Below are 21493 nucleotides of genomic sequence, written 5' to 3'. Positions count from 1 at the left end.
TGTGGATGCAATCTGGACAACTTCTCAGTCCCCAGGCTGTGGACGCCAGATTCCGGCCCTCTCTGTGGAGAAGGGCCGATCCGCGGCGTCTATTCGAACAGCGGGGCCGCCTCGGGAGACTGCGCGGTGGGCTCGGAGAGGTGCTCAGTGCGTTGTCGCGAGCCTCCGAAGCTCCTCCGGAGGCTCGTGCCTGCGGCGGCCGCCTCCCTCGGACCGGAGTCCGGACTTCTGGTGGAGGCCCCCGGGCCGCCCCCGGTCGCAACCGGTCGGGGGCGGCCCGAGGGAGGCGGCTCAGGACGGTCCTCAGCGGTTGTCCGGACGACGAAAAGCGCCCCGGGAGGACTCGCTCGGTCCTCGCGGGGCGCTGGGCGCGCTTTTTCGGGTCGTGCCGGTCCACTCCGCCGGAGGCCCCCGGCCGGCCGCTCGGCCGTTCCTCCGCCGGTCGTCGGCCGTGCCGGGCCTGCGACCGGGGAACAGGCCCCGGAGAGCCCCCGGGCACAGTCCCCGGGCACAAGCTCCGCACGCGGGCCCTGGACGTGCGGGCCTGTCAGCCGTTCTTGATGCGGTTCGTGAGTTCGGTGACCTGGTTGTAGATGGAGCGCCGCTCCGCCATCAGCGCGCGGATCTTCCGGTCGGCGTGCATCACGGTGGTGTGGTCGCGGCCGCCGAACTGCGCGCCGATCTTCGGCAGGGAGAGGTCCGTCAGCTCGCGGCAGAGGTACATCGCGATCTGGCGCGCCGTCACCAGGACGCGGCTGCGGGAGGAGCCGCAGAGATCCTCCACGGTCAGTCCGAAGTAGTCCGCGGTCGCCGCCATGATGGCCGGCGCGGTGATCTCGGGAGCGGTGTCCTCACCGCCGGGGATCAGGTCCTTGAGCACGATCTCGGTCAGTCCGAGGTCGACCGGCTGCCGGTTGAGGCTCGCGAAGGCGGTAACCCGGATGAGCGCGCCCTCCAGCTCACGGATGTTGCGTGAGATGCGCGAGGCGATGAACTCGAGTACCTCCGGCGGGGCGTTGAGCTGCTCCTGTACCGCCTTCTTACGGAGGATCGCGATGCGCGTCTCCAGTTCCGGCGGCTGCACGTCGGTGGTGAGGCCCCACTCGAAGCGGTTGCGCAGCCGGTCCTCGAGTGTCACGAGCTGCTTGGGCGGCCGGTCCGAGGAGAGAACGATCTGCTTGTTGGCGTTGTGGAGCGTGTTGAAGGTGTGGAAGAACTCCTCCTGCGTCGACTCCTTGCTCGCCAGGAACTGGATGTCGTCGACCAGCAGGATGTCCACGTCGCGGTACCGCTTGCGGAAGGTGTCGCCCTTGCCGTCGCGGATCGAGTTGATGAACTCGTTGGTGAACTCCTCCGAACTCACGTACCGCACCCGGGTGCCCGGGTAGAGGCTGCGGGCGTAGTGCCCGATGGCGTGGAGCAGGTGGGTCTTGCCGAGCCCCGACTCCCCGTAGATGAAGAGGGGGTTGTAGGCCTTGGCCGGCGCCTCGGCGACCGCGACGGCCGCGGCGTGCGCGAAGCGGTTGGACGCGCCGATGACGAAGGTGTCGAAGAGGTACTTCGGATTCAGCCGGGCGTGCGGCTCGGTGGTCCCCGGCGGCGGCGCGGAGTTCGTCCCCATGGGGCCGCCGCCTCCGGGTCTGCCGGTGCCGCCCTGGCGGTGCGGCTGCTGCTCCTGCAGTTCGTGCCGGTCCCGCCCGTCCCGCCCGTCCCGTTGGGGCTCGTACCCCTGGTGTTCGGGCGGCTGCGTCCGGTAGTCGTGCTGCGGCTGCTGCGGGCGCGCGCTCGCGTACGGGTCACGGTCCTGGTACCCGCCGTGCCGGGGCTGCCAGAGATCTTCCTGGGCGCGGGGCCACGCACCGGGTTCCGGCCGCTGCTGCTGGTAGTCGGGGTAGGCCGGGCGGGCCGTCGGCATGCCGTCGTCGGCCGGCCGGTGGCCGTACCCGTCGTACCCGTCGTTGTGGAGAGGCTCGTCCCTCTGCGACCCCTGGTACCGGTGGGACTGCTGGCCCTGGTGCGACGGGTGCATGGGGGGTGCCGGCGGGGCCGGAGGCTCGCCCGCGGAATCGTCGACCGTGATCGCGATCCGGATGGGGCGCCCGCACTCACGGGTCAGCGTCTCACTGATGAGCGGCGCGAGCCTGCCTTCCAGGACCCGCTTCCCCCACTCGTTGGGGACGGCCAGCAGGGCGGTGTCGGCGACGAGGGCCAGCGGCTGACAGCGCTCGATCCACTGCTTGTCCTTCGGCTCGATGCCCTGCTGACCCTCTCCGAGGAGTTGGTCCAGCACGCGTGGCCACACTGCGGCAAGATCGGCAGGTACATCAGCCACAAGGCACGCTCTCTCGCATGTCCCACGAATGTGTGGTTCTCGGGACGGGATGGGTCGGGTCGGGTGAGGCCCGGCAGGGGGGAAGGAAAGGAACCGGAGTTCAGCCACGGTAGTCAGGCCGACCCGCACGGTTCAAGTCGTTGTCCACAGGCTGTGTACAGCAGGGGGTGCCGCGGAGCTGGTTTGACCGGACGGCGCGGCCGCGCGTACCGTGGCCAGGTCGAGTTGTCGATGGCTGCTGCCGCCTGCCTCCGATGGGCAAAGATCACGATCTGTGATTGTGAAGCGGTGCACTAAGGCGTTTACGCGAGTTCCTCGTGGGCGCACGGTGACAGCCAGGCGATGTCCCGCCAACACACGAATCATTTCTGGAGCCCCCGAGTGAGCAAGCGCACCTTCCAGCCGAACAACCGTCGTCGCGCCAAGACCCACGGCTTCCGGCTGCGTATGCGTACCCGTGCCGGCCGCGCGATTCTCGCGAACCGCCGTGGCAAGGGTCGCGCCAACCTTTCCGCCTGATCGCCGTCAGGTCATGACGTGCTGCCTACCGAGAATCGGCTGAGGCGGCGCGAGGACTTCGCGACCGCGGTACGCCGAGGGCGTCGGGCCGGACGCCCGCTCCTCGTCGTACATCTACGCAGCGGTGCTACGGACCCGCACGTGACTGGGGAGAGTGCTCCCCCGCCGCGTGCGGGTTTCGTCGTCAGCAAAGCAGTGGGCGGGGCAGTCGTTCGCACGGCGGTGAAGCGAAGGCTTCGTCACCTCGTCCGCGAGCGGCTCGCTCAGCTGCCCCCCGGTAGCCTTGTTGTCGTACGAGCGCTGCCCGGATCGGGCGACGCCGATCATGCACAGCTGGCCCGAGACCTGGACGCCGCTCTGGAGCGGCTGCTGGGAGGGGGCACCCGATGAAGTACCCGCTGCTGGCTCTCATCAAGTTGTACCAGTGGACGATCAGCCCGCTTCTCGGGCCCGTCTGCCGCTACTACCCGTCGTGTTCCCACTATGGATATACGGCGATCGACCGGCACGGAGCGATCAAGGGAACGGCGCTGACGGCCTGGCGCATCCTGCGGTGCAATCCGTGGTCACCCGGCGGTGTGGATCACGTGCCGCCGCGCAAACGTCCGCGTTGGCACGAACTGCTGCGCAGCCGTGCGCGTGGTGGCAAGGGCGGGGACTCCGCCGCCGATGTGCCTGCCGGGGGGTCGGCCTCCGAACCCCTGAGCCCGGCCACAGAGACCTCGCCCAATGCTCAAGGAGCCTGATTAGTGGACACGATTGCCAGTCTGTTCAGCTTTATCACCACACCTGTCTCGTGGGTCATCGTCCAGTTCCACAAGCTGTACGGAGCGATCTTCGGTGACGACACGGGCTGGGCCTGGGGCCTGTCCATCGTGTCCCTGGTGGTCCTGATCCGGATCTGTCTGATCCCGCTGTTCGTCAAGCAGATCAAGTCCACCCGCAACATGCAGGTGCTCCAGCCGAAGATGAAGGCGATCCAGGAGCGCTACAAGAACGACAAGCAGCGCCAGTCCGAAGAGATGATGAAGCTGTACAAGGAGACGGGCACCAACCCGCTCTCCTCGTGCCTTCCGATCCTGGCGCAGTCCCCCTTCTTCTTCGCCCTGTATCACGTGCTCTCGGCCATCGCCTCGGGCAAGACGATCGGCGTCATCGACCAGCCGCTCCTCGACAGCGCACGTCAGGCGCACATCTTCGGAGCTCCGCTGGCCGCGAAGTTCATGGACAGCCAGGACAAGGTCGCGGCGCTCGGCGCCTCGCTGACCGACGTCCGGGTCGTCACCGCGATCATGATCGTGATGATGTCGGCGTCCCAGTTCTTCACGCAGCGCCAGCTGATGACGAAGAACGTCGACCTGACCGTGAAGACCCCGTACATGCAGCAGCAGAAGATGCTGATGTACATCTTCCCGGTGATCTTCGCCGTCATGGGTATCAACTTCCCCGTCGGTGTCCTCGTCTACTGGCTGACCACGAACGTGTGGACCATGGGCCAGCAGATGTATGTGATCAACCAGAACCCGACGCCGGGCAGCAAGGCACAGGACCAGTACCTGGGACGTCTGCTGAAGAGCGTGACCGCTCATGGCGAGGTGCGGGGCAGGACGCGGCGCAACACCGTCAAGCGGATCGTCGCCAAGGGGCCCGACCGCAACGACATCGAGCGCAAGTTCATCACCGGTCTGGCCAAGCTGGGTCTCGCCGCCCAGGAGGACGGGACGGTGGCGAAGAGCGAGACGGCTGTCGCCGAAGCCGAGGGCGGTGCCGCGGCCAAGCGGCAGCAGCCCAAGCGCCAGACGAAGTCCAAGCGTCAGACCGCTGCGACGCATCCGGGAGCTGCCAAGGAATCCGGGGCTGTCGGCTCGGAGTCCAAGACCTCGCTGGAGAAGCAGGACGCACCGCAGGACGACAAGCCGAAGCCGGCGGGCAAGCCCACCGCGTCCGGCTCCTCACGCCAAGCCAAGTCCGGACAGCGCAAGGGCCCGCAGCGGCCCAAGCACCCGTCCAAGAAGTAAGAAGGAGTCCATCCGTGACGGACGGCACCATCACCACGGCCGCTGAGGGCAGCGACACTCTGACCCGCCTCGAGCAGGAGGGGGAGATCGCGGCCGACTACCTCGAAGGTCTCCTCGACATCGCCGACCTCGACGGTGACATCGACATGGATGTGGAGGCGGACCGGGCCGCAGTGTCGATCATCAGCGAATCGCCGCGTGACCTGCAGAAGCTTGTGGGCCGCGACGGTGAGGTGCTGGAGGCGCTCCAGGAGCTCACGCGCCTGGCAGTGCATCGGGAGACCGGTGACCGCAGCCGCCTGATGCTGGACATCGCCGGCTTCCGCGCCAAGAAGCGGGAGGTGCTCGCCGCCCTGGGCGCGAAGGCCGCCGACGAGGTCAAGAGCTCCGGTGAGCCCGTGAAGCTGGAGCCCATGACGCCGTTCGAGCGCAAGGTCGTGCACGACGCCGTGGCGGCGGCGGGCCTGCGCAGCGAGTCCGAGGGCGAGGAGCCGCAGCGCTTCGTCGTCGTGCTTCCGGCCTGACCGGATCCTTGTACTGTCGGCCCCGTCTGTCCGCAGACGGGGCCGATCGTTGTCAGCCTGTTAGTCAGCCACCCCCAGTGCGCTAGTGCGGTACGGAAGGACGGTCCTCGTGAGCGAGGCAGCAGAGCTCCCTCAGGCGCCCAAGGAGGCGCAAGCGGTATTCGGTGAGTCCTTTCCCATGGCTTCCAGGTACGCGGAGCTGCTCGCGGACGCCGGCGTCACAAGGGGGCTGATCGGCCCCCGAGAGGTCCCGCGTCTGTGGGAGCGCCACCTGCTGAACTGCGCCGTGCTCTCGGAAGTGGTCCCCGAAGGCGTCACGGTGTGCGATGTGGGGTCGGGGGCGGGCCTGCCCGGGATTCCCCTCGCCCTGGTGCGGCCGGACCTGAAGATCACGCTGTTGGAGCCGCTGCTGCGCCGCACGAACTTCCTCCAGGAGGTCGTCGAGCTGCTCGGCCTGGACCATGTGACGGTCGTGCGCGGCCGGGCCGAGGAAGTGCTCGGGTCCCTGCAGCCGGTGCATGTGGTGACGGCTCGGGCCGTCGCTCCCCTTGACCGCCTCGCCGGCTGGGGCGTACCGCTTCTGCGCCCGTACGGCGAGATGCTGGCCCTCAAGGGAGACACCGCGGAGGAGGAGCTGCAGGGTGCCCGTGCCGCCCTGAGCAAACTGGGTGTGGTGGAGACCGAGGTGCTTCACGTCGGTGAGGGACTGGTCGAGCCTGCGTCCACCGTTGTACGCGTAGTGGTCGGGGAGAGCCCGGGCGGTGTGCGGTTCGCCGCCAAGCGCGCCAAGGCCGCGCGAGTGGGGCGGACACGCCGACGTCGATAGGCCTGGGGTACACGAGAGCGGCGCGCCCTTTTCTCGCATTCATCGCTTACGGATCTTTTTCCGTGCCTATGCGGAGCGTGCAGCTATATGTGACCTTCGCGGAGTGTCGAAACGTCGGCGCTTCGCTCCAGGGGCATCGTGTTTCACGTGAAACGTCGCTCTCTGCTGCAGGGAATCATCGGCCGCGGTCGTGCGGCTGCATCGCCGCGCGACCGCAGGCCCGTCAGGGTTACCGAGTTGTCCACAGAAGTGGATTCATCCACAGAAGAGTCGGCCTCGCTGGTTCATGCCCCCGAAAGCATGGCAGGCTCTCTTCATTGCGAGCCTGAAGTCGAGGAGAGTGAATCCTTGCGGTCCGACGCCAATATCGCGGGACCGATGACCGATCCGGTCCCCGGTCCCCGTACCGAGTCCGTGGGGGACGGTGTTTCACGTGAAACACCGCCTCCGATGGACGACACACCCATCGGTCGCGCGGCCCAGCTGGCCGTTGAGGCCCTCGGTCGCGCCGGTGAGGGCCTGCCCCGACCGGAGCAGACCCGCGTGATGGTGGTTGCCAACCAAAAGGGCGGCGTAGGTAAGACCACCTCGACGGTCAATATCGCCGCTTCGCTCGCGCTGCACGGTGCGCGAGTCCTGGTGGTAGACCTGGATCCGCAGGGGAACGCCTCCACGGCCCTGGGGATCGACCACCACGCGGACGTTCCGTCCATCTACGACGTGCTGGTGGACAGCATGCCTCTCTCCGAGGTGGTCCAGCCGGTTCCTGACGTCGAGGGTCTTTTCTGTGCGCCCGCCACCATTGATCTCGCCGGCGCGGAGATCGAGCTGGTATCGCTGGTGGCGCGGGAGAGCCGGCTTCAGCGGGCCATTCAGGCCTACGAGCAGCCACTCGACTACATCCTCATCGACTGCCCGCCGTCCCTGGGGCTACTGACGGTCAACGCGCTCGTAGCCGGAGCCGAAGTGCTCATCCCGATTCAGTGCGAGTACTACGCGCTGGAGGGCCTGGGGCAGCTGCTGCGTAACGTCGACCTCGTGCGGGGACATCTCAACCCGGAGCTCCATGTCTCCACCATCCTCCTCACCATGTACGACGGGCGTACGAGACTTGCCTCCCAGGTGGCGGAGGAGGTTCGCAGCCACTTCGGCAAGGAGGTGCTGCGGACGAGCATCCCGCGGTCGGTACGCATCTCCGAGGCGCCGAGCTACGGGCAGACAGTGCTGACCTATGATCCAGGGTCCAGCGGATCACTGTCCTACCTCGAAGCGGCCCGCGAGATCGCCTTGAGGGGTGTGGGGATGCACTATGAGGCCCAGCACGCCCATACGGACATGCAGAACAGCCAGCAGAGCAAGACGGAGGGCATGCAGTGAGTGAGCGTCGTAGAGGGTTGGGGCGTGGGCTCGGTGCACTGATCCCCGCAGCTCCGTCGGAGAAGCAGGTAGCCTCTCCCTCTTCGGGTCCGGGGCCCTCTGCCCTGCTGACCGCTGACCGTGGGGTGGCGGCCGCGAAGGTCGCCGGTCTCCCCTCAGGCTCGCTGGTGCCGGAGCCGAGCTCTCCCCCGGCCGATGCGGAGACTCTTGAGGGCTCGGCCGACTCCGCGGGGGCTTATTTCGCCGAAGTGCCGCTCGATTCGATCACCCCGAATCCCAGGCAGCCCCGCGAGGTATTTGACGAGGACGCTCTGGCGGAGCTGGTCACCTCCATCAAGGAGGTCGGTCTTCTCCAGCCCGTCGTCGTCCGCAAGGTGGCCGACGACCGCTACGAGCTCATCATGGGTGAGCGTCGGTGGAGGGCCTGCGGCGAGGCCGGCCTGGAACGCATCCCGGCGATCGTCCGTGCCACGGACGATGAGAAGCTCCTGCTCGACGCGCTCCTGGAAAACCTGCACCGGGCCCAGCTGAACCCATTGGAGGAGGCGGCGGCATACGACCAGCTGCTGAAGGACTTCCAGTGCACCCAGGAGCAGCTGGCGGACCGGATCGGCCGTTCCCGTCCTCAGGTCTCGAACACGCTGCGCCTGCTGCGGCTCTCTCCGCCGGTGCAGCTCAGGGTAGCGGCGGGTGTTCTCTCGGCAGGCCACGCACGGGCACTGCTGTCGGTGGACGACTCCGAGGAGCAGGACCGGCTGGCTCACCGCATCGTGGCGGAGGGACTGTCGGTGCGCGCGGTCGAGGAGATCGTGAATCTGCTGGGCCACGAGCCCATGAGTTCGGTGAAGCCGAAGCGCCCCCGGGCGGGCGGCCGCGTCTCACCTGCCCTCACCGACCTTGCGTCCCGGCTGTCGGACCGTTTCGAGACGCGGGTGAAGGTCGATCTCGGACAGAAGAAGGGGAAGATCGTCGTCGAGTTCGCTTCGATGGAGGATCTGGACCGGATCCTCGGCAGTCTGGCTCCAGGCGAGGGGCGAGTGCTGGAACGGAGCCTCTCGGAGGAGCAGAGCGACGACGATCCGAGCGACGACGAGATCTGAGCCTCCCGCGCGGGGCGGCGGGGCGGGATGTGCGCCGGAGAAGTTTCCGGAACACAGCCCGCCCTTTGCATTTCCTCGGTGTCGGCATCACCTCTGGGTGGATACGATGCGTTCTGGGATGACGTTTCCACCACCGTGACGCACCTCAGAGGAGGCGGGGGTCGTGCGATCACTGAATCGCAGCCACCTGGTGACAGTTGGGCTGGTGCTCGGTGCTGTCGGGGGCTTCGTCGGCAGCCTGTTCCGAGAACGGAGTGCGCTGGCAGCCGCACGGGATGCGGCGGGCGAAGGAAGTGAGGAACCGCCTACATGGGGCGTCGGCTCGTACCGCTCACACTGGACAACCTTCCGGATCTCCCCCGGCGATGCCGCTCGTGTGTCTTCTGGGAACTTGATCCGGTCAGCGGGGAAGCAGCGGTAAAGGCCGGCCGGCCCGAGGTGGAGAAGGAAGCGTGGATCTCCGCTGTTCTACTGGAGTGGGGTTCCTGCGGGCGGGTCGTCTACGTGGACGATGTGCCAGTCGGCTACGTCCTCTATGCCCCGCCTGCGTATGTGCCGCGGTCCACGGCGTTTCCCACCAGCCCCGTATCTCCTGATGCTGTCCAGCTCATCACCGCGTTGATCTTGCCCGGGTTTCAGGGGCAGGGGCTCGGACGGGTCATGGTGCAGACAGTCGCCAAGGATCTCCTGCGGCGGGGCTTCAGAGCCATCGAGGCCTTCGGCGACGCCCGCTGGAAGGAGCCGGCCTGTGTACTGCCTGCCGACCATCTGCTGGCGGTGGGATTCAAGACGGTGCGCCCCCACCCGGTGTACCCACGGCTGCGGCTGGAGCTGCGTACGACACTCTCCTGGAAAGAGGACGTCGAGCTGGCGCTGGACAGATTGCTCGGTGCAGTACAGAAGGAACCCGCGTTACGTCCCCTTTGAGCGTGGGGCTGTGGCAGGTCCCTGCCGACCGAACGAAACGGGCCCACCCCGGAGGGTGGGCCCGTTTCACGTGAAACAGTGTGCGGTGCTGTCCTACGCGCCGATGAAGGCTTCCAGGTCGCGCAGGATCGCGGCCTTCGGCTTGGCACCGACGATGGTCTTGGCGACCTCGCCGTTCTGGTACACGTTGAGCGTCGGGATGGACATGACGCCGTACTTGGCAGCGATGGCCGGGTTCTCGTCAATGTTGAGCTTGACGATTTCGATCTTGTCGCCGAACTCGGTCGCGATCGCCTCGAGGGACGGCGCAATCTGCCGGCACGGGCCGCACCATGCCGCCCAGAAGTCCACCAGGACGGGCTTGTCGCTCTTGAGGACGTCCTCGTCGAACGAGGCGTCGGTTACGTTCTTCAGGGCGCCGGCCACGGCGACCTCCTTAACTACGTGGGGTGTGGGGAAACGGTCAGACTGCCGGGGTCTTCTCCGGCTCGGCGAGCTTCTCGTCCGAGAGCGCAGCCAGGAAACGCTCCGCGTCGAGGGCCGCGGAACAGCCGGTCCCGGCAGCGGTGATCGCCTGCCGGTAGGTGTGGTCGACGACATCGCCGGCGCCGAAGACGCCCGTCAGGTTGGTGCGGGTCGAGGGGGCGTCGACCTTGAGGTAACCCTCGTCGTCGAGGTCCAGCTGACCCTTGAACAGCTCGGTGCGAGGGTCGTGACCGACGGCGATGAAAAGGCCGGTCACCGAAAGTTCGGACGTCTCGCCCGTCTTCGTGTTGCGAAGGGTCAGGCCGGAGAGCTTCTGATCGCCGTGGACGATGGCGACCTCGCTGTCCCAGGCGAACTTGATCTTCGGGTCGGCGAAGGCCCGCGCCTGCATCGCCTTGGAGGCCCGCAGGGAATCACGACGGTGGACGATCGTGACCGACCTGGCGAACCGCGAGAGGAAGGTTGCCTCCTCCATGGCGGTGTCGCCACCACCCACCACGGCGATGTCCTGGTCCTTGAAGAAGAAGCCGTCGCAGGTGGCACACCAGGAAACGCCCCGGCCGGAGAGTGTGTCCTCGTTCGGCAGGCCGAGCTTGCGGTGCTGCGATCCCGTGGTGACGATGACCGCCTTGGCCCGGTGCACTGTGCCGGCGGTGTCCGTGACGGTCTTGATGTCGCCGGAGAGGTCGACGGAGACCACGTCGTCAGGGATGAGGTCGGCCCCGAAACGCTCTGCCTGGGCCCGCATGTTGTCCATGAGCTCAGGGCCCATGATTCCGTCCTGGAAGCCCGGGAAGTTCTCCACGTCGGTGGTGTTCATCAGCGCACCGCCTGCGGTGACGGCGCCCTCGAAAACCAGCGGCTTCAGCGACGCGCGAGCGGTGTACAGGGCGGCGGTGTAACCGGCCGGCCCGGAGCCGATGATGATCACATTACGGACGTCGCTCACGGGTTCTTCCTCGTCTCTGCAGACTGCCTACTGCCTACTGGGGTCGGTTCCACGACTCTCACCCCACCCAACGGATCCTACGGGGCGTGCATTCCCGAAGTATCGGATCCGGTCCGGGGGCGTCCCTCAGCGACGTGTGTACGTGTGCGTGAGGAGCAGGCTGCCCTTGTCCGCAGCACCGGAGTCCGTGCACGCAGCATCCACGACATAGGCCTGTACGCGGCTCGGGTCGGTCGCGTGGGGCAGGACGACCAGGAACGCGGCGGTTCCTTCGTACCTGCCCTCTTCCACCGCCAGGGCCGGCGCGTCTCGGCCGGTTCCCTGCTGGATGCAGGGAGGCACCTCCACCGCGGGGGCCAGCAAGGGGGTGTGGGGCGACGAGGCGCCGGGGGAAAGGTTTCGTGGGGACGCTTGCGTGTCCATGGAAGGCTCGTCCTGCTTCGCGCTCCTGTCCGTGTCGCTCAGCAGGGTATGGACATCCCTCTCCAGAGTGCCTTCGGCGAACTCGCGACGCTTTTCGTCGGAGGCGGCACTGAGGCCATGGTCGGCCTGCGTTCCCGCTGAATCCCCTGACCGCTGCACCGTCTGGAGCATGAAGACGCTCATGCCGACCACGGCCGCTCCCAGGGCGGTGCCGAGAACGAGTGCGCGTCGGCGACGCCGACCGGAACGCCGACCAGGGCCGGTGGCTCCGCGGGGGTGTCCTTGAGGACGCTCGGGGGCCGTGCCGTCCGGAGACTGATCGCGTGTTTCACGTGAAACATGCTCTGACGTACCCGCAGGGGTGGGGAGCGCCTCCGCCGCCAGCGCCGTGGTGATGCGGTCGGCGACATCGGCGGGCATGGGCTCTTCCGAGGGCACAGTGCCGAGAAGGGAGCGGATCTCCTCCAGAGAGGCACGAACCTCGCCGCAGGGAGCACAGGCGCCGATGTGGCGACGGAGGGCTTCGGCGCGGGAGGGGGGGAGGAGACCTTCGGTGAGGTCGGAGATCTCCGATACGTCCGGGTGCTGAACCGTGTCGGCCGTGGATGTCATGCGAGCCCACCTCCACCCTGTACACCAGCAGGATCGCTTGTGCCTGCATCCCTTGGTCCTGACGCCGGTGGGACGGATGTCCCGTGCGTCCGGTTCCTTTCCATGATGCCGCTCGCGCTGTCACCTGTGTCCCGTAGATGGGTGAGCAGCGGAAGCAGCTTTGCCCGGCCGCGGGCGCAGCGGCTCTTCACCGTGCCGGTCGGTACGTCGAGAATGCGGGCGGCCTCCGCGACGGGGTAGGCCTGCATGTCCACGAGGATCAGTGCTGCTCGCTGCTCGGCGGGAAGGGTGGCCAACGCCGCCAAGAGTTCACGGTGCAGATCCTGCCGCTCGGCGGGAGCCGCGGCGGACTCGTGCGGCTCCAGAAGCTGCTCGAGCCGCTCGGCGTCGTCGACGGGCGAGGTTCTGCGTGAGGCTGCCTTACGGGCCCGGTCCAGGCAGGCGTTGACGGTGATGCGGTGCAGCCAGGTGGTGACGGCTGACTGGCCACGGAAGGTGTGGGCCGCGCGAAAGGCGGACACGAGGGCGTCCTGCACTGCGTCGGCGGCTTCCTCGCGGTCGCCGAGAGTGCGGATCGCGACTGCCCAGAGGCGGTCTCGATGCCGCCTCACGAGCTCACCGAAGGCGTCCGGTTCGCCTGCGACGTGCTGAGCCAGGAGATCCTGGTCGCTGGGTGGGTCGGATTGATGCACGGTCCCCCTCCCTACTTCTGGGCCCTGGCTGCCTGCGATCGCCAGCACTCTTGCTCGATCTCGCTGCGAACAGTCCGCCCGTACGCAGGGGATCGCGGACGGGCCGACCTGCTCGGTGTGCCGGCCTGTCCGTCACGGTGCGACCGAGGAGAGCATAGAGATGGAGAAGCCTAGCGTGCAGAGGGCTGCGGCCATGAGTATCTCAGGTGCAACGCCTTCCGGTGTGGGAGGCGTTGGAGGAGGTACGGAAAGGGCAGCGGCGTGAGGACTCGGAGCTGGATCGGGGGAACGAGCTTCGATCCGTAGGCGGGCGGTGTGACGACTGCGCCGTGGCTGTCCCCGGACACCACCACGCCGTCACGCCTCAAGTGCGGTCTCCCTCAGTGTGGACGGTGGCACCCAGGCGGCCGGCAACGGTCTCCACAGCCGGTACGCCGGCCCTGTCGCAACCCAAGTGAAAGGCATGTGACTGCAGTTGGGCGGGCGCAGGGGCGCGTTCGGCCCGGAGAGCGTCGCGGGCCACTGCGGCTGGTTCTCCCACTGCCGTGACACCGCGGCGAGACGGGGCGGGATCACGCAGGCGGCGGCACGCAGACGGGCCGGCGAGATGGTTCCTCGCCGGCCCGTTCGCTCATCCGAGGACCGAGATCTCCGAGATGCCGCCCCGGAAGCCTGATGAGCCGTCCGGGGGCAACTCCGCGATGCGGACCAGGATGTAGCGGGTCCGGACCGGCTCGGTGAGGGTCTTGTGCAGGGTGCTTCCCGTCGTCTCCAGGTTCGTGAGGCGATGAGGGAAGTCGGACAGTGACGTGGGCTGGGAGGCGTTCGCGTCTGCTGCCAGCACTTCGGCCTTCTGCTGGCTGCGGTACATCTTGATGTCGATGCCGGAGACGTCCTGTGCGCTGCCGAGGTCGACGATTATGCCGCTGCCCTGCTTGCGGTTCGCGAGGTTGCCGAAGTTGGCGTACCCCACGTACCGGGGAGTGACCCAAGCGGTGTCAGGCTTGCCGTCGATGGTGTTCGGGACATCCTGCTGCTGAATTCCCGAACCGCTGGGGGTGAATTCCTCCGCGTCGACGATGCGGAGGTCCTTGAGGGCGGCCGGCACCTTGTCGTCGGCCCCTTCCTCCGTGGTCTGTGTCGGCGCCGGCTCCCCGGAATCGTTGTCCCGGTTGAGCACGGTCTCTGCCAGCTGCCAGCTTCCGAGGCCCAGAGCGGCGATGAGCAGCGCGGACACGGCCCACTTGAGCGCCTTGCCCGTGCGGCTCTGGAGAGGGGGCGGGGGAGCCGTGACGACCGGCTGGGTGGCCGAGGTGGGGCGTACCGAGGGGCGCCCGTAGGTGCCCTGCTGGTACGTCGTGCGCTGGTATTCGGGCGGTGCGGTGAAGACGGGCTCAGGAGGCAGGATGCGCGGCATGGCGGCGACCGCCTTCGCCAGCTCGTCCGGCGTGGTGCAGGGCTGTTCCTGGCGTGAAGCGGTGGCGCCGTCGTTGACGAGTGCCCGCATGGCGAGCTCCGAGAGGCCTCGGTGGACGCCCGCCCGCACCTGGTCCGGGGGAATCAGTCCCAGGTCCTTGGGCAGCCCGGCCAGGCCGTAGGCGTCGCTCTCGTAGGGCCAGCGCCGGGTCAGGGCCGCGTAGAGGAGCGCGCCGATGGCCTCGGTGTCCGTACGCAGTGGCTGGTCCGCGGTGATGCCCCGCAGTGCGGCGTTCACGGCGAGGCCGCGGATCCGGTACTGCCCGGTCGAGCTGCGCAGCACGGCGCCGGGAGTGAGCCGCAGGTGCGCGAGGCCTTCCCGGTGTGCGGCGGCCATGGCCTGGGAGACCTGGCTCACCAGCTGGTACGCGTCGTGGGCCTCCAGCGGCCCGGCCGCGAGCAGGGCGGTGAGCTCCGTGGCGTCGGGGAGCCACTCGTGGACGACGTAGACGAGGTCGTTCTCCTCGACGGCGTCCAGGACCTGCACGAAGCGTGGGTCCCCCAGAAGCGCGGAGGAGCGGGCGGCCGCGAGCACCGAGCGGGCACGCGGGTGGTCGGCGGTCAGCAGGTGGACGCCCACCGCCCGCCGCAGCTTCTCGTCGACGGCACGCCAGCTGCTGAATCCGTCCAAACGGGTGACGCACTCCTCGAGGCGGTAGCGTCCGGCCAGTTTGTGACCACTGTGCAGATCGGGGGTCGCCGGTACGGGGCCCGCACCCGCCGGTCCGCCGCCCGGGCTCTCCGGGCTCGCGCCCTCGGAGTCCTGGGACGTCCCTTCGGGCGTCGCCTCGTCCGCCTTGGCGGCCGACGGTTTGTCGCCGTCGTTGTCGGCCACATCCACAGCAGCCGTGCTACGTTCCGCCACCGTCGTTCCTGCCTCCCCATCCGTTGCGCGAACCAGCCAGCTCTGCACAGTCACGTCAATTGTGCCCACACTCCCGCGCTATGCACGACACGCGGTGCCCAGCGATGGTTGTGCGGCCCGGTGCCCCCTTCACGACCTCCCCACGTGTGGCCGTCAGCGGCCGAGCCGCCCCCGGACCATGCCGACCATGCTGTTGAGCTCCTCGATCCGCATCTTCCGGGCGGCGACGAAGAAGACGCCGAGCAGGACCACACTGCCGCAGACGAGGGCGACCACCGACCCGCCGGCCCCCTCCCCCAGCGTCTCGAGAAGAGCGAAGCCCACGGCTCCGCCCAGGAGTGCCGCGGGGATCGCGGCCAGGCAGAGGCGGGCGTAGGTGCGCACCACCCGGGCGCCGTCGAGGTCGCCCCCCAGCCGGTTGCGCAGGCGCCGCCAGGCGATCCCCACGCCGACCGCGTAGGCCAGCCCGTAGGAGGCGGCCATTCCGACGACCGCCCACTGAGCGGGGAGGACCACGTAGCAGAGTGCGGACGCGGCGGCGTTGACGGCGGCGACGATGACCGTGTTGTAGAAGGGGGTGCGGGTGTCCTCGTACGCGTAGAAACCGCGCAGCACGACGTACTGCACGGAGTACGGGATGAGGCCCAGGCCGAACGCCATCAGGATGAAGCCCATGGACCGGGCGGCCTCCGTGCCGCTCGACGCGTAGAGCAGGGTGCACATCGGCAGGCCGAGCGCCAGGAACGTGAAGGCGACGGGCACGATCGCGACGGCGGAGTTGCGCAGTCCCTGCGAGATGTCGTCGCGGACGGCTCCTGGGTCGTTGTCGTGGGCCGCGCGGGAGATACGCGGCAGCAGCGCGGCCATGACGGAGACGGTGATGATCGCCTGCGGCATCCCCCAGATCAGCTGGGCGTTGGAGTAGGCGAGGAAGCCGGAGCCGTCCTTGTCCGCGAGCTTGCCCGCCGAGGTGGCGAGCTGGGTGACGACCAGCACACCTGCCTGGTTGGCCAGGACGAACAGGACCGTCCACTTGGCGAGCTTGACCGTCTTGCCGAGCCCGTGGCCCTTCCAGTCGAAGCGCGGACGGAAGCGGAAGCCGGTTTCGCGGAGGTACGGGATCATCGCCAGGGCCTGGACGGCCAGACCGAGCAGCGTGCCGATGCCGAGGAGGCGGACGCCCTCCGGCGGGATCGTCTCGACGCCCATCCGGGATTCGGCCGAGGTGCCGTAGACCCAGATGAACATGCCGAACGTGAAGATCATGACGATGTTGTTGAGGACCGGCGTCCACATCATCGCGCCGAACTTTCCGCGGGCGTTGAGGATCTGGCCCATCACCACATGGATGCCCATGAAGAAGATGGTCGGCAGGCAGAAGCGGGCGAACGTGACGGCGACGCTGTTGGCAGCCGGATCGTTCGCGATCGGCAAGGACATCATGCGGATGAGCAGGGGGGCGGCGAAGACCGCCAGGGCCACGATCGCACCGAGCGCGACCATGACCAGTGTCAGCAGACGGTTGGCGAACGCCTCGCCGCCGTCCGCGTCGTCCTTCATGGAGCGGACGAGCTGGGGGACGAAGACCGAGTTGAGCCCGCCGCCCACGGTGAGGATGTAGATCATGGTGGGCAGGGTGTACGCGATGGTGAAGCTGTCACCGAGCAGTGCCGCACCCAGCGCCGCGGTGATCACCAGGCTGCGGATGAAGCCCGTGAGCCGGGACACGAGGGTCCCTGCCGCCATCAGGGCGCTCGACTTCAGTATTCCCGCGGCACGGCCACCGGACTTCGGCGGTACGGGTGCCGGAGCTGCCTCCGGCTCGGCCGGCGGTGCCGGAGGGCGCCCCGACCCTTCCTGGTCACGGAAGAGGTGGGCGAAGGCGTCGGGCTGCTCACCGTCCGCGGCGGCCTGGGTGACCAGGTCGTCCACACCGACGTACTGGGTGGTCGCCGGGTTGTCCCCGTACGGAAGGTGCCGTGAGGGACCTGCGGGCTCCGGTGGCGGCGTCTGGGCCCAGATGCGGGGGTCGGGGGCGTACTGGCCCGCGGGAGGCTGCTGGTAGAGCGCCGGGGGCTCCTGATACGTGCCGGGGGGCGGCGGGGGGTGGGAGGCGCGGTCGTAGAGGGCCTCGGCCACCGGGTCCTGCGCGGCGAGGTCCTGCGCACGGTACGGATCGTGGTCGTAGGCGTGCTGGAGGTACGGGTCGGGCGTCACCCCGTCCTGCCCGGATCCGGGTGGTGCCGGCGGACCGCCGGAAGACCCAGCTCCGCCCGCGCCCTGGCCGCGGTCACCGTCGTACGGCGCGTTCATCGAAACCCCACCTCATTGTCCCCGGCCGACCGGCCACGACAGACATCGCTCAACGGTCCACTTTCTCACCCGGGCCCGACGGCTTCCCGCTTTCCGGACCGGTGTCCGGCGCCGGGTCACTCGGCTGCTCGGGTTCACCGCCGTCGTTCTCCGCCAGGCCCGCCGCCGCGGTGCGCTTGCGGTGGGTGTACATCCTGATACCGGCGAGGACCAGCAGCAGCAGGCCTCCGGCGATCACCAGAAGCACCGTGGGTGTGACTTCCGAGACCTTCACGGTGAAGGTCATCTCCTCGCCGTACGGCGTTCCGTCCGGCGTGAAGAGGCGGGCGGTGACCTGAGCCTGTCCGTTGGCGTTGGCCGAGGCGTCGAACTTCACCGACTGGCTGTGACCGCCGGCGATCCGGACCGGCTGCTCGGCCACGGCTCCGCCGTCGTTCAGGTTGAGCCGGGTGGCGTTGCCCGACGTCAGGCGGAGCACGAGGTGGTCGACACCCTGCACCAGCTTGTTCTGCACGGTCACGGGGATCGTCGCACTGCGTCCGGACAGGGTGACGTCGGACTTCGCGATGAGCTGCACCTCGTTGGTGAGGCTCCGCAGATAGATACGGACGGCATCACGGTAGCGCTGGGCTTCCAGGGCACTGCCGCGCCAGGACGTCGACATCGAGCGGTTGATCGCGTTGCCGAACGGCGTGACCACGCGGTCGGGCTGGGTGAGGATGACCTGGAAGCTGTTGAGCGAGTCCTGTGTCGTCCTGATGTCCTGGAAGGCCTGGGTGGGCAGCTCCTGGCTGCGGAGCTTCTTCGGGTACCGGGAGGCCCTCGGCACCTTCGTCGTGGCCTGTGCGTCGGGCTTCTTCCCCGCTGCGGCGACGAGGTCGAGAGGCTGCGTCCAGTGCTCGTCGGTCAACGCCTGCACAGCGCGGGCCATGGCCTGTGCCTGGGCGGCCGTGGGCGTCCGCTGCGGCGCTACGACGATGCTGCGCTCGCGATCCGGTGCCTGTTCGGTCAGTGTCAGCGTGTGAGCGAGGAACTTCTGGACGGCCAGCGTCGCCTTCCCCGCCTTGGACAGGTCGCCCTCGAACGCGGTGGAGAGACGGTGGTCGGAGACCACCGCGGTGGTGCCCCCACCGATGGGACGGGCTGCCGTCGGCGTGTAGGGAAGGTCACCGGTCTCCTCGAGGCTGTCGCTGCGGGCGATCACCTTGTGGGCGCCGGCCGATGTGGCCACGTCGACGATGGAAGGGTCGATGGCACCGTTCACGGGCCAGGCGAAGTCGGTGGACGGCTTCACATGGAGAACCGTCTCCACGGTGACTCCCGCAGCCTCGGTCGCCGTCTGCAGATGACTGAGCGTGCCCGTCACGTTCTTGCCGCGGTGAGCGATGGAGGCGAGGTCCGGATCCGCGAACGGCAGGGCCACCACCGTGCCGTCCTTGACCGCGGCTTCGAGCGAGGTGAGCCACTGCTTGGCGATGGCCTGATTGGTGCCCGCGACGGTGGTGTCGCCGACCCTCACCCGGTAGTTCTTCGTCATGGCGTCGGCCGCTGCCAGCAGATCCGGGTCGATCACCCAGGTGACGGGGAGCTGACGGCCCAGGGAGACCATCTGCTCCAGCCGGCCCCCGGGGGCGAGATCGAGGGCGAGTTCGTCGTCGGCGAAGACAGGAGTCTGCTGTTCGTCGGACCCCGTCTCCGCCGTGACGTGCGCCGACGCGATCAGTGGCCAGAGGAAGGTCAGGCCGGTCTTGCGCTCCGCGTCCTCCGGCTGCCAGGGAAGGAAGGTCCGCCGGATACCCAGCACCTGGTCGTAGACGCTGTCGGAGGTGTGGCCCGTGAGGGAGACACCGAGCTGATAGACGCCCGCGTCGTCCAGGCCCAGCTTCTCCACCGGGACGGAGAGCGTGAAGTCCTGGCTTATGCCGGACGCGAGCTCGGCGATCTTCACCGTGTACGGGCCGCCGAGCTTCGCCGGATCGCTGCCGGGCAGGTACCCGGTCCGCCGCGCGGCCTCGTCGATCGCGGACCTGCCGGAGAGCCGCGGCCCGACGCGCAGGTCCACCTCGGCGTCCGTGATCGTTTTCCTGCCCTTGTTGGTCAGGGTGCCGGACACGGTGAGCGTGTCGCCCTCGACCGGTGCGCTCGGCGCGAGGGTGTCCAGGGACACATCGACGGTGCGTGATCCGGTCGGTGCCTCGGCCGTGACGCCGGCCTGGGCCGACGGCGCCGCCGGGCCGGCCAGGAGGCCGGCGATCAGCGGCACTCCGACGATCAAGGAGGCTGTGCGCCGGAGCCACCGGCGGGCAGGGGAGGGATTCATCCCCTGAGAGTCTGCCGCCTCGGCCACGCGTATCCGTCCCTCGTCGTCGTCAGCTGGTACCGGTCTTGCCGGTCTCTGCGTCCACGCATGGTAACGATGTGCCCGACGGCTGAGTGCCGGGGACCGTGCCACATGATCGGGAGAGTCTCGCAGGGCCCGGAGAAACGAGGACGCCCGGGCCGGTCGGGGCACGTACCCTTTTCTGTTGTGCCGAACGCCAACGAAGACAACGCCAGTGCACTGAGTCAGGTGCAGCAGCGCGCAGTAAGTGAACTGCTGCGGGTGTCCCCCGTCGCCGACGACCTCGCCCGCCGCTTCGAGCAGGCGGGATTCGGCCTCGCTCTGGTCGGGGGGTCGGTCCGTGACGCGTTGCTCGGCAGGCTCGGGAACGATCTGGACTTCACCACGGACGCCCGGCCCGAAGACGTACTCAAGATCGTCCGGCCGTGGGCCGACTCCGTCTGGGAGGTCGGGATCGCGTTCGGCACGGTCGGATCGCAGAAGGACGGCTACCAGATCGAGGTCACGACCTACCGGTCGGAGGCCTACGACAGGACCTCCCGCAAGCCGGAGGTCTCCTACGGTGATTCGATCGAGGAAGACCTCGTGCGGCGTGACTTCACCGTCAACGCCATGGCCGTAGCCCTGCCTCGGAAGGAGTTCATCGACCCCCACGGTGGGCTCGAGGATCTCGCGGAGCGTGTGCTCCGTACGCCGGGCACGGCCGAGGACTCCTTCTCCGACGACCCGCTGCGGATGCTGCGCGCCGCCCGCTTCGCCGCTCAGCTCGATTTCGAGGTCGCCCCGGACGTCATCACGGCGATGACGGACATGGCCGGCCGGATCGAGATCGTGTCGGCCGAACGGGTCCGGGAGGAGCTGAACAAGCTGCTCCTCTCCGGGCACCCACGTAAGGGGCTCGGTCTCCTCGTCGACACGGGCCTCGCCGACCGGGTGCTCCCCGAGCTCCCCGCGCTGCGACTGGAGAGTGACGAGCATCACCGTCACAAGGACGTCTACGAGCACTCACTGACCGTGCTGGAGCAGGCCATCGACCTCGAGGAGAACGGCCCCGATCTCGTCCTGCGCCTCGCCGCCCTGCTCCACGACATCGGGAAGCCGAGGACGCGGCGATTCGAGAAGGACGGCCGGGTCTCGTTCCACCACCACGAAGTGGTCGGCGCCAAGATGGCCAGGAAGCGGATGACCGAGCTCAAGTACTCCAACGACATGGTCAAGGACGTGGCGAAGCTGGTGGAGCTTCACCTGCGCTTCCACGGCTACGGCGACGGGGAGTGGACCGATTCCGCGGTCCGCCGGTACGTACGGGATGCGGGGCCCCTCCTGGAACGGCTCCACAAGCTCACACGCTCGGACTGCACGACGCGGAACAAGCGCAAGGCGAACGCCCTCTCGCGGACGTACGACGGCCTGGAGGAGCGCATCGCGCAACTGCAGGAACAGGAGGAGCTGGACTCCATCCGTCCGGACCTCGACGGCAACGAGATCATGGAGATTCTGGGAGTCGGCCCCGGACCGGTGATCGGTCAGGCGTACTCCTACTTGCTGGAGCTCCGGCTGGAGCACGGGCCGATGGAACGTGACGCGGCCGTCGCCGCCCTCAAGCGGTGGTGGGCCGCGCAGCAGTGAGACCTCGCCTCACTGGGTCATGTTTCACGTGAAACATGACCCGGTGGATTCCGGCGTCGAGTATCGAGGGGCGCTGTTTCACGT

The 21493-nt window shown here is 68.2% G+C and carries 18 protein-coding genes; 10 read left to right on the top strand and 8 right to left on the bottom strand.

All coding sequences use genetic code 11. The features are described 5' to 3' along the window. Positions 1 to 547 precede the first annotated feature (547 nt). Complete coding sequence (gene dnaA / locus BA175_RS14160; RefSeq protein ID WP_079159540.1) at positions 548 to 2332, bottom strand: chromosomal replication initiator protein DnaA; 1785 nt, start codon at positions 2330 to 2332, stop codon at positions 548 to 550. Positions 2333 to 2713: 381 nt separating this feature from the next. On the opposite strand from dnaA, the gene rpmH reads away from it, so the two are divergent. From rpmH to BA175_RS14130, 9 genes are all read left to right on the top strand, one after another. Continuing rightward, positions 2714 to 2851: a 50S ribosomal protein L34 gene (gene rpmH, locus BA175_RS29605; RefSeq protein WP_014047156.1), complete on the top strand. Its 138-nt coding sequence runs from the start codon at positions 2714 to 2716 to the stop codon at positions 2849 to 2851. Between the two features lie 18 nt (positions 2852 to 2869). Then, on the top strand, positions 2870 to 3241 hold the full coding sequence (rnpA, locus tag BA175_RS29600) for a ribonuclease P protein component (protein WP_079159539.1): 372 nt from the start codon (positions 2870 to 2872) through the stop codon (positions 3239 to 3241). Further along, positions 3238 to 3597 (top strand): membrane protein insertion efficiency factor YidD, encoded by a 360-nt coding sequence (yidD, locus tag BA175_RS29595; protein WP_079159538.1) that lies wholly within the window; start codon positions 3238 to 3240, stop codon positions 3595 to 3597. Before rnpA ends, yidD begins: the two co-directional genes overlap by 4 nt. A gap of 3 nt (positions 3598 to 3600) precedes the next feature. Further along, on the top strand, positions 3601 to 4869 hold the full coding sequence (gene yidC, locus BA175_RS14155; protein WP_069171621.1) for a membrane protein insertase YidC: 1269 nt from the start codon (positions 3601 to 3603) through the stop codon (positions 4867 to 4869). Between the two features lie 14 nt (positions 4870 to 4883). Next, entirely contained in the window at positions 4884 to 5393 is a 510-nt protein-coding gene (locus BA175_RS14150; protein WP_069171620.1) for a Jag family protein, read from the top strand. Between the two features lie 109 nt (positions 5394 to 5502). Continuing rightward, positions 5503 to 6219, top strand: a complete 717-nt coding sequence (rsmG, locus tag BA175_RS14145; protein WP_069171619.1) for a 16S rRNA (guanine(527)-N(7))-methyltransferase RsmG — start codon at positions 5503 to 5505, stop codon at positions 6217 to 6219. A 300-nt stretch (positions 6220 to 6519) separates the two neighbouring features. Further along, positions 6520 to 7596 carry a ParA family protein gene (locus tag BA175_RS14140; protein WP_079159537.1) on the top strand — a complete coding sequence of 359 codons (1077 nt, stop codon included), beginning with the start codon at positions 6520 to 6522 and terminating at the stop codon, positions 7594 to 7596. Then, on the top strand, positions 7593 to 8696 hold the full coding sequence (locus BA175_RS14135; RefSeq protein ID WP_069171617.1) for a ParB/RepB/Spo0J family partition protein: 1104 nt from the start codon (positions 7593 to 7595) through the stop codon (positions 8694 to 8696). Before BA175_RS14140 ends, BA175_RS14135 begins: the two co-directional genes overlap by 4 nt. 309 nt (positions 8697 to 9005) lie before the next feature. Then, on the top strand, positions 9006 to 9623 hold the full coding sequence (locus BA175_RS14130) for a GNAT family N-acetyltransferase (protein WP_069171616.1): 618 nt from the start codon (positions 9006 to 9008) through the stop codon (positions 9621 to 9623). A gap of 93 nt (positions 9624 to 9716) precedes the next feature. Here BA175_RS14130 and trxA read toward each other — a convergent pair whose 3' ends face one another. The 7 genes from trxA to BA175_RS14095 form a co-directional block, all read right to left on the bottom strand. Further along, positions 9717 to 10049 (bottom strand): thioredoxin, encoded by a 333-nt coding sequence (trxA, locus tag BA175_RS14125; protein ID WP_069171615.1) that lies wholly within the window; start codon positions 10047 to 10049, stop codon positions 9717 to 9719. A gap of 37 nt (positions 10050 to 10086) precedes the next feature. Then, a complete protein-coding gene (gene trxB, locus BA175_RS14120) occupies positions 10087 to 11058 on the bottom strand; it encodes a thioredoxin-disulfide reductase (protein WP_069171614.1) in 972 nt (323 codons plus the stop codon). 126 nt (positions 11059 to 11184) lie between these two features. Continuing rightward, the gene (locus BA175_RS14115) at positions 11185 to 12093 is read right to left on the bottom strand and encodes a hypothetical protein (RefSeq protein WP_069171613.1); all 909 of its coding nucleotides are present in this window, start codon (positions 12091 to 12093) and stop codon (positions 11185 to 11187) included. After that, a complete protein-coding gene (sigM, locus tag BA175_RS14110; RefSeq protein WP_069171612.1) occupies positions 12090 to 12785 on the bottom strand; it encodes an RNA polymerase sigma factor SigM in 696 nt (231 codons plus the stop codon). The genes BA175_RS14115 and sigM overlap by 4 nt, the downstream gene beginning before the upstream one ends. 631 nt (positions 12786 to 13416) lie before the next feature. Then, a complete protein-coding gene (locus BA175_RS14105) occupies positions 13417 to 15126 on the bottom strand; it encodes a protein kinase family protein (RefSeq protein WP_069171611.1) in 1710 nt (569 codons plus the stop codon). A 153-nt stretch (positions 15127 to 15279) separates the two neighbouring features. Continuing rightward, positions 15280 to 17439: a murein biosynthesis integral membrane protein MurJ gene (gene murJ / locus BA175_RS14100; protein ID WP_069171610.1), complete on the bottom strand. Its 2160-nt coding sequence runs from the start codon at positions 17437 to 17439 to the stop codon at positions 15280 to 15282. Between the two features lie 49 nt (positions 17440 to 17488). After that, positions 17489 to 19786, bottom strand: a complete 2298-nt coding sequence (locus BA175_RS14095) for a DUF6049 family protein (RefSeq protein WP_069171609.1) — start codon at positions 19784 to 19786, stop codon at positions 17489 to 17491. A gap of 180 nt (positions 19787 to 19966) precedes the next feature. Between BA175_RS14095 and BA175_RS14090 the strand changes: the two genes are divergently transcribed. Then, a complete protein-coding gene (locus BA175_RS14090) occupies positions 19967 to 21409 on the top strand; it encodes a CCA tRNA nucleotidyltransferase (protein WP_069171608.1) in 1443 nt (480 codons plus the stop codon). Positions 21410 to 21493 lie beyond the last annotated feature (84 nt).

It is taken from the genome of Streptomyces griseus (assembly GCF_001715295.1).
Taxonomy (GTDB): Bacteria; Actinomycetota; Actinomycetes; order Streptomycetales; family Streptomycetaceae; genus Streptomyces; species Streptomyces griseus_G.
Note: the sequence above shows the minus strand (reverse complement) of the source record. Positions and strands in the feature narration are given on the sequence as shown.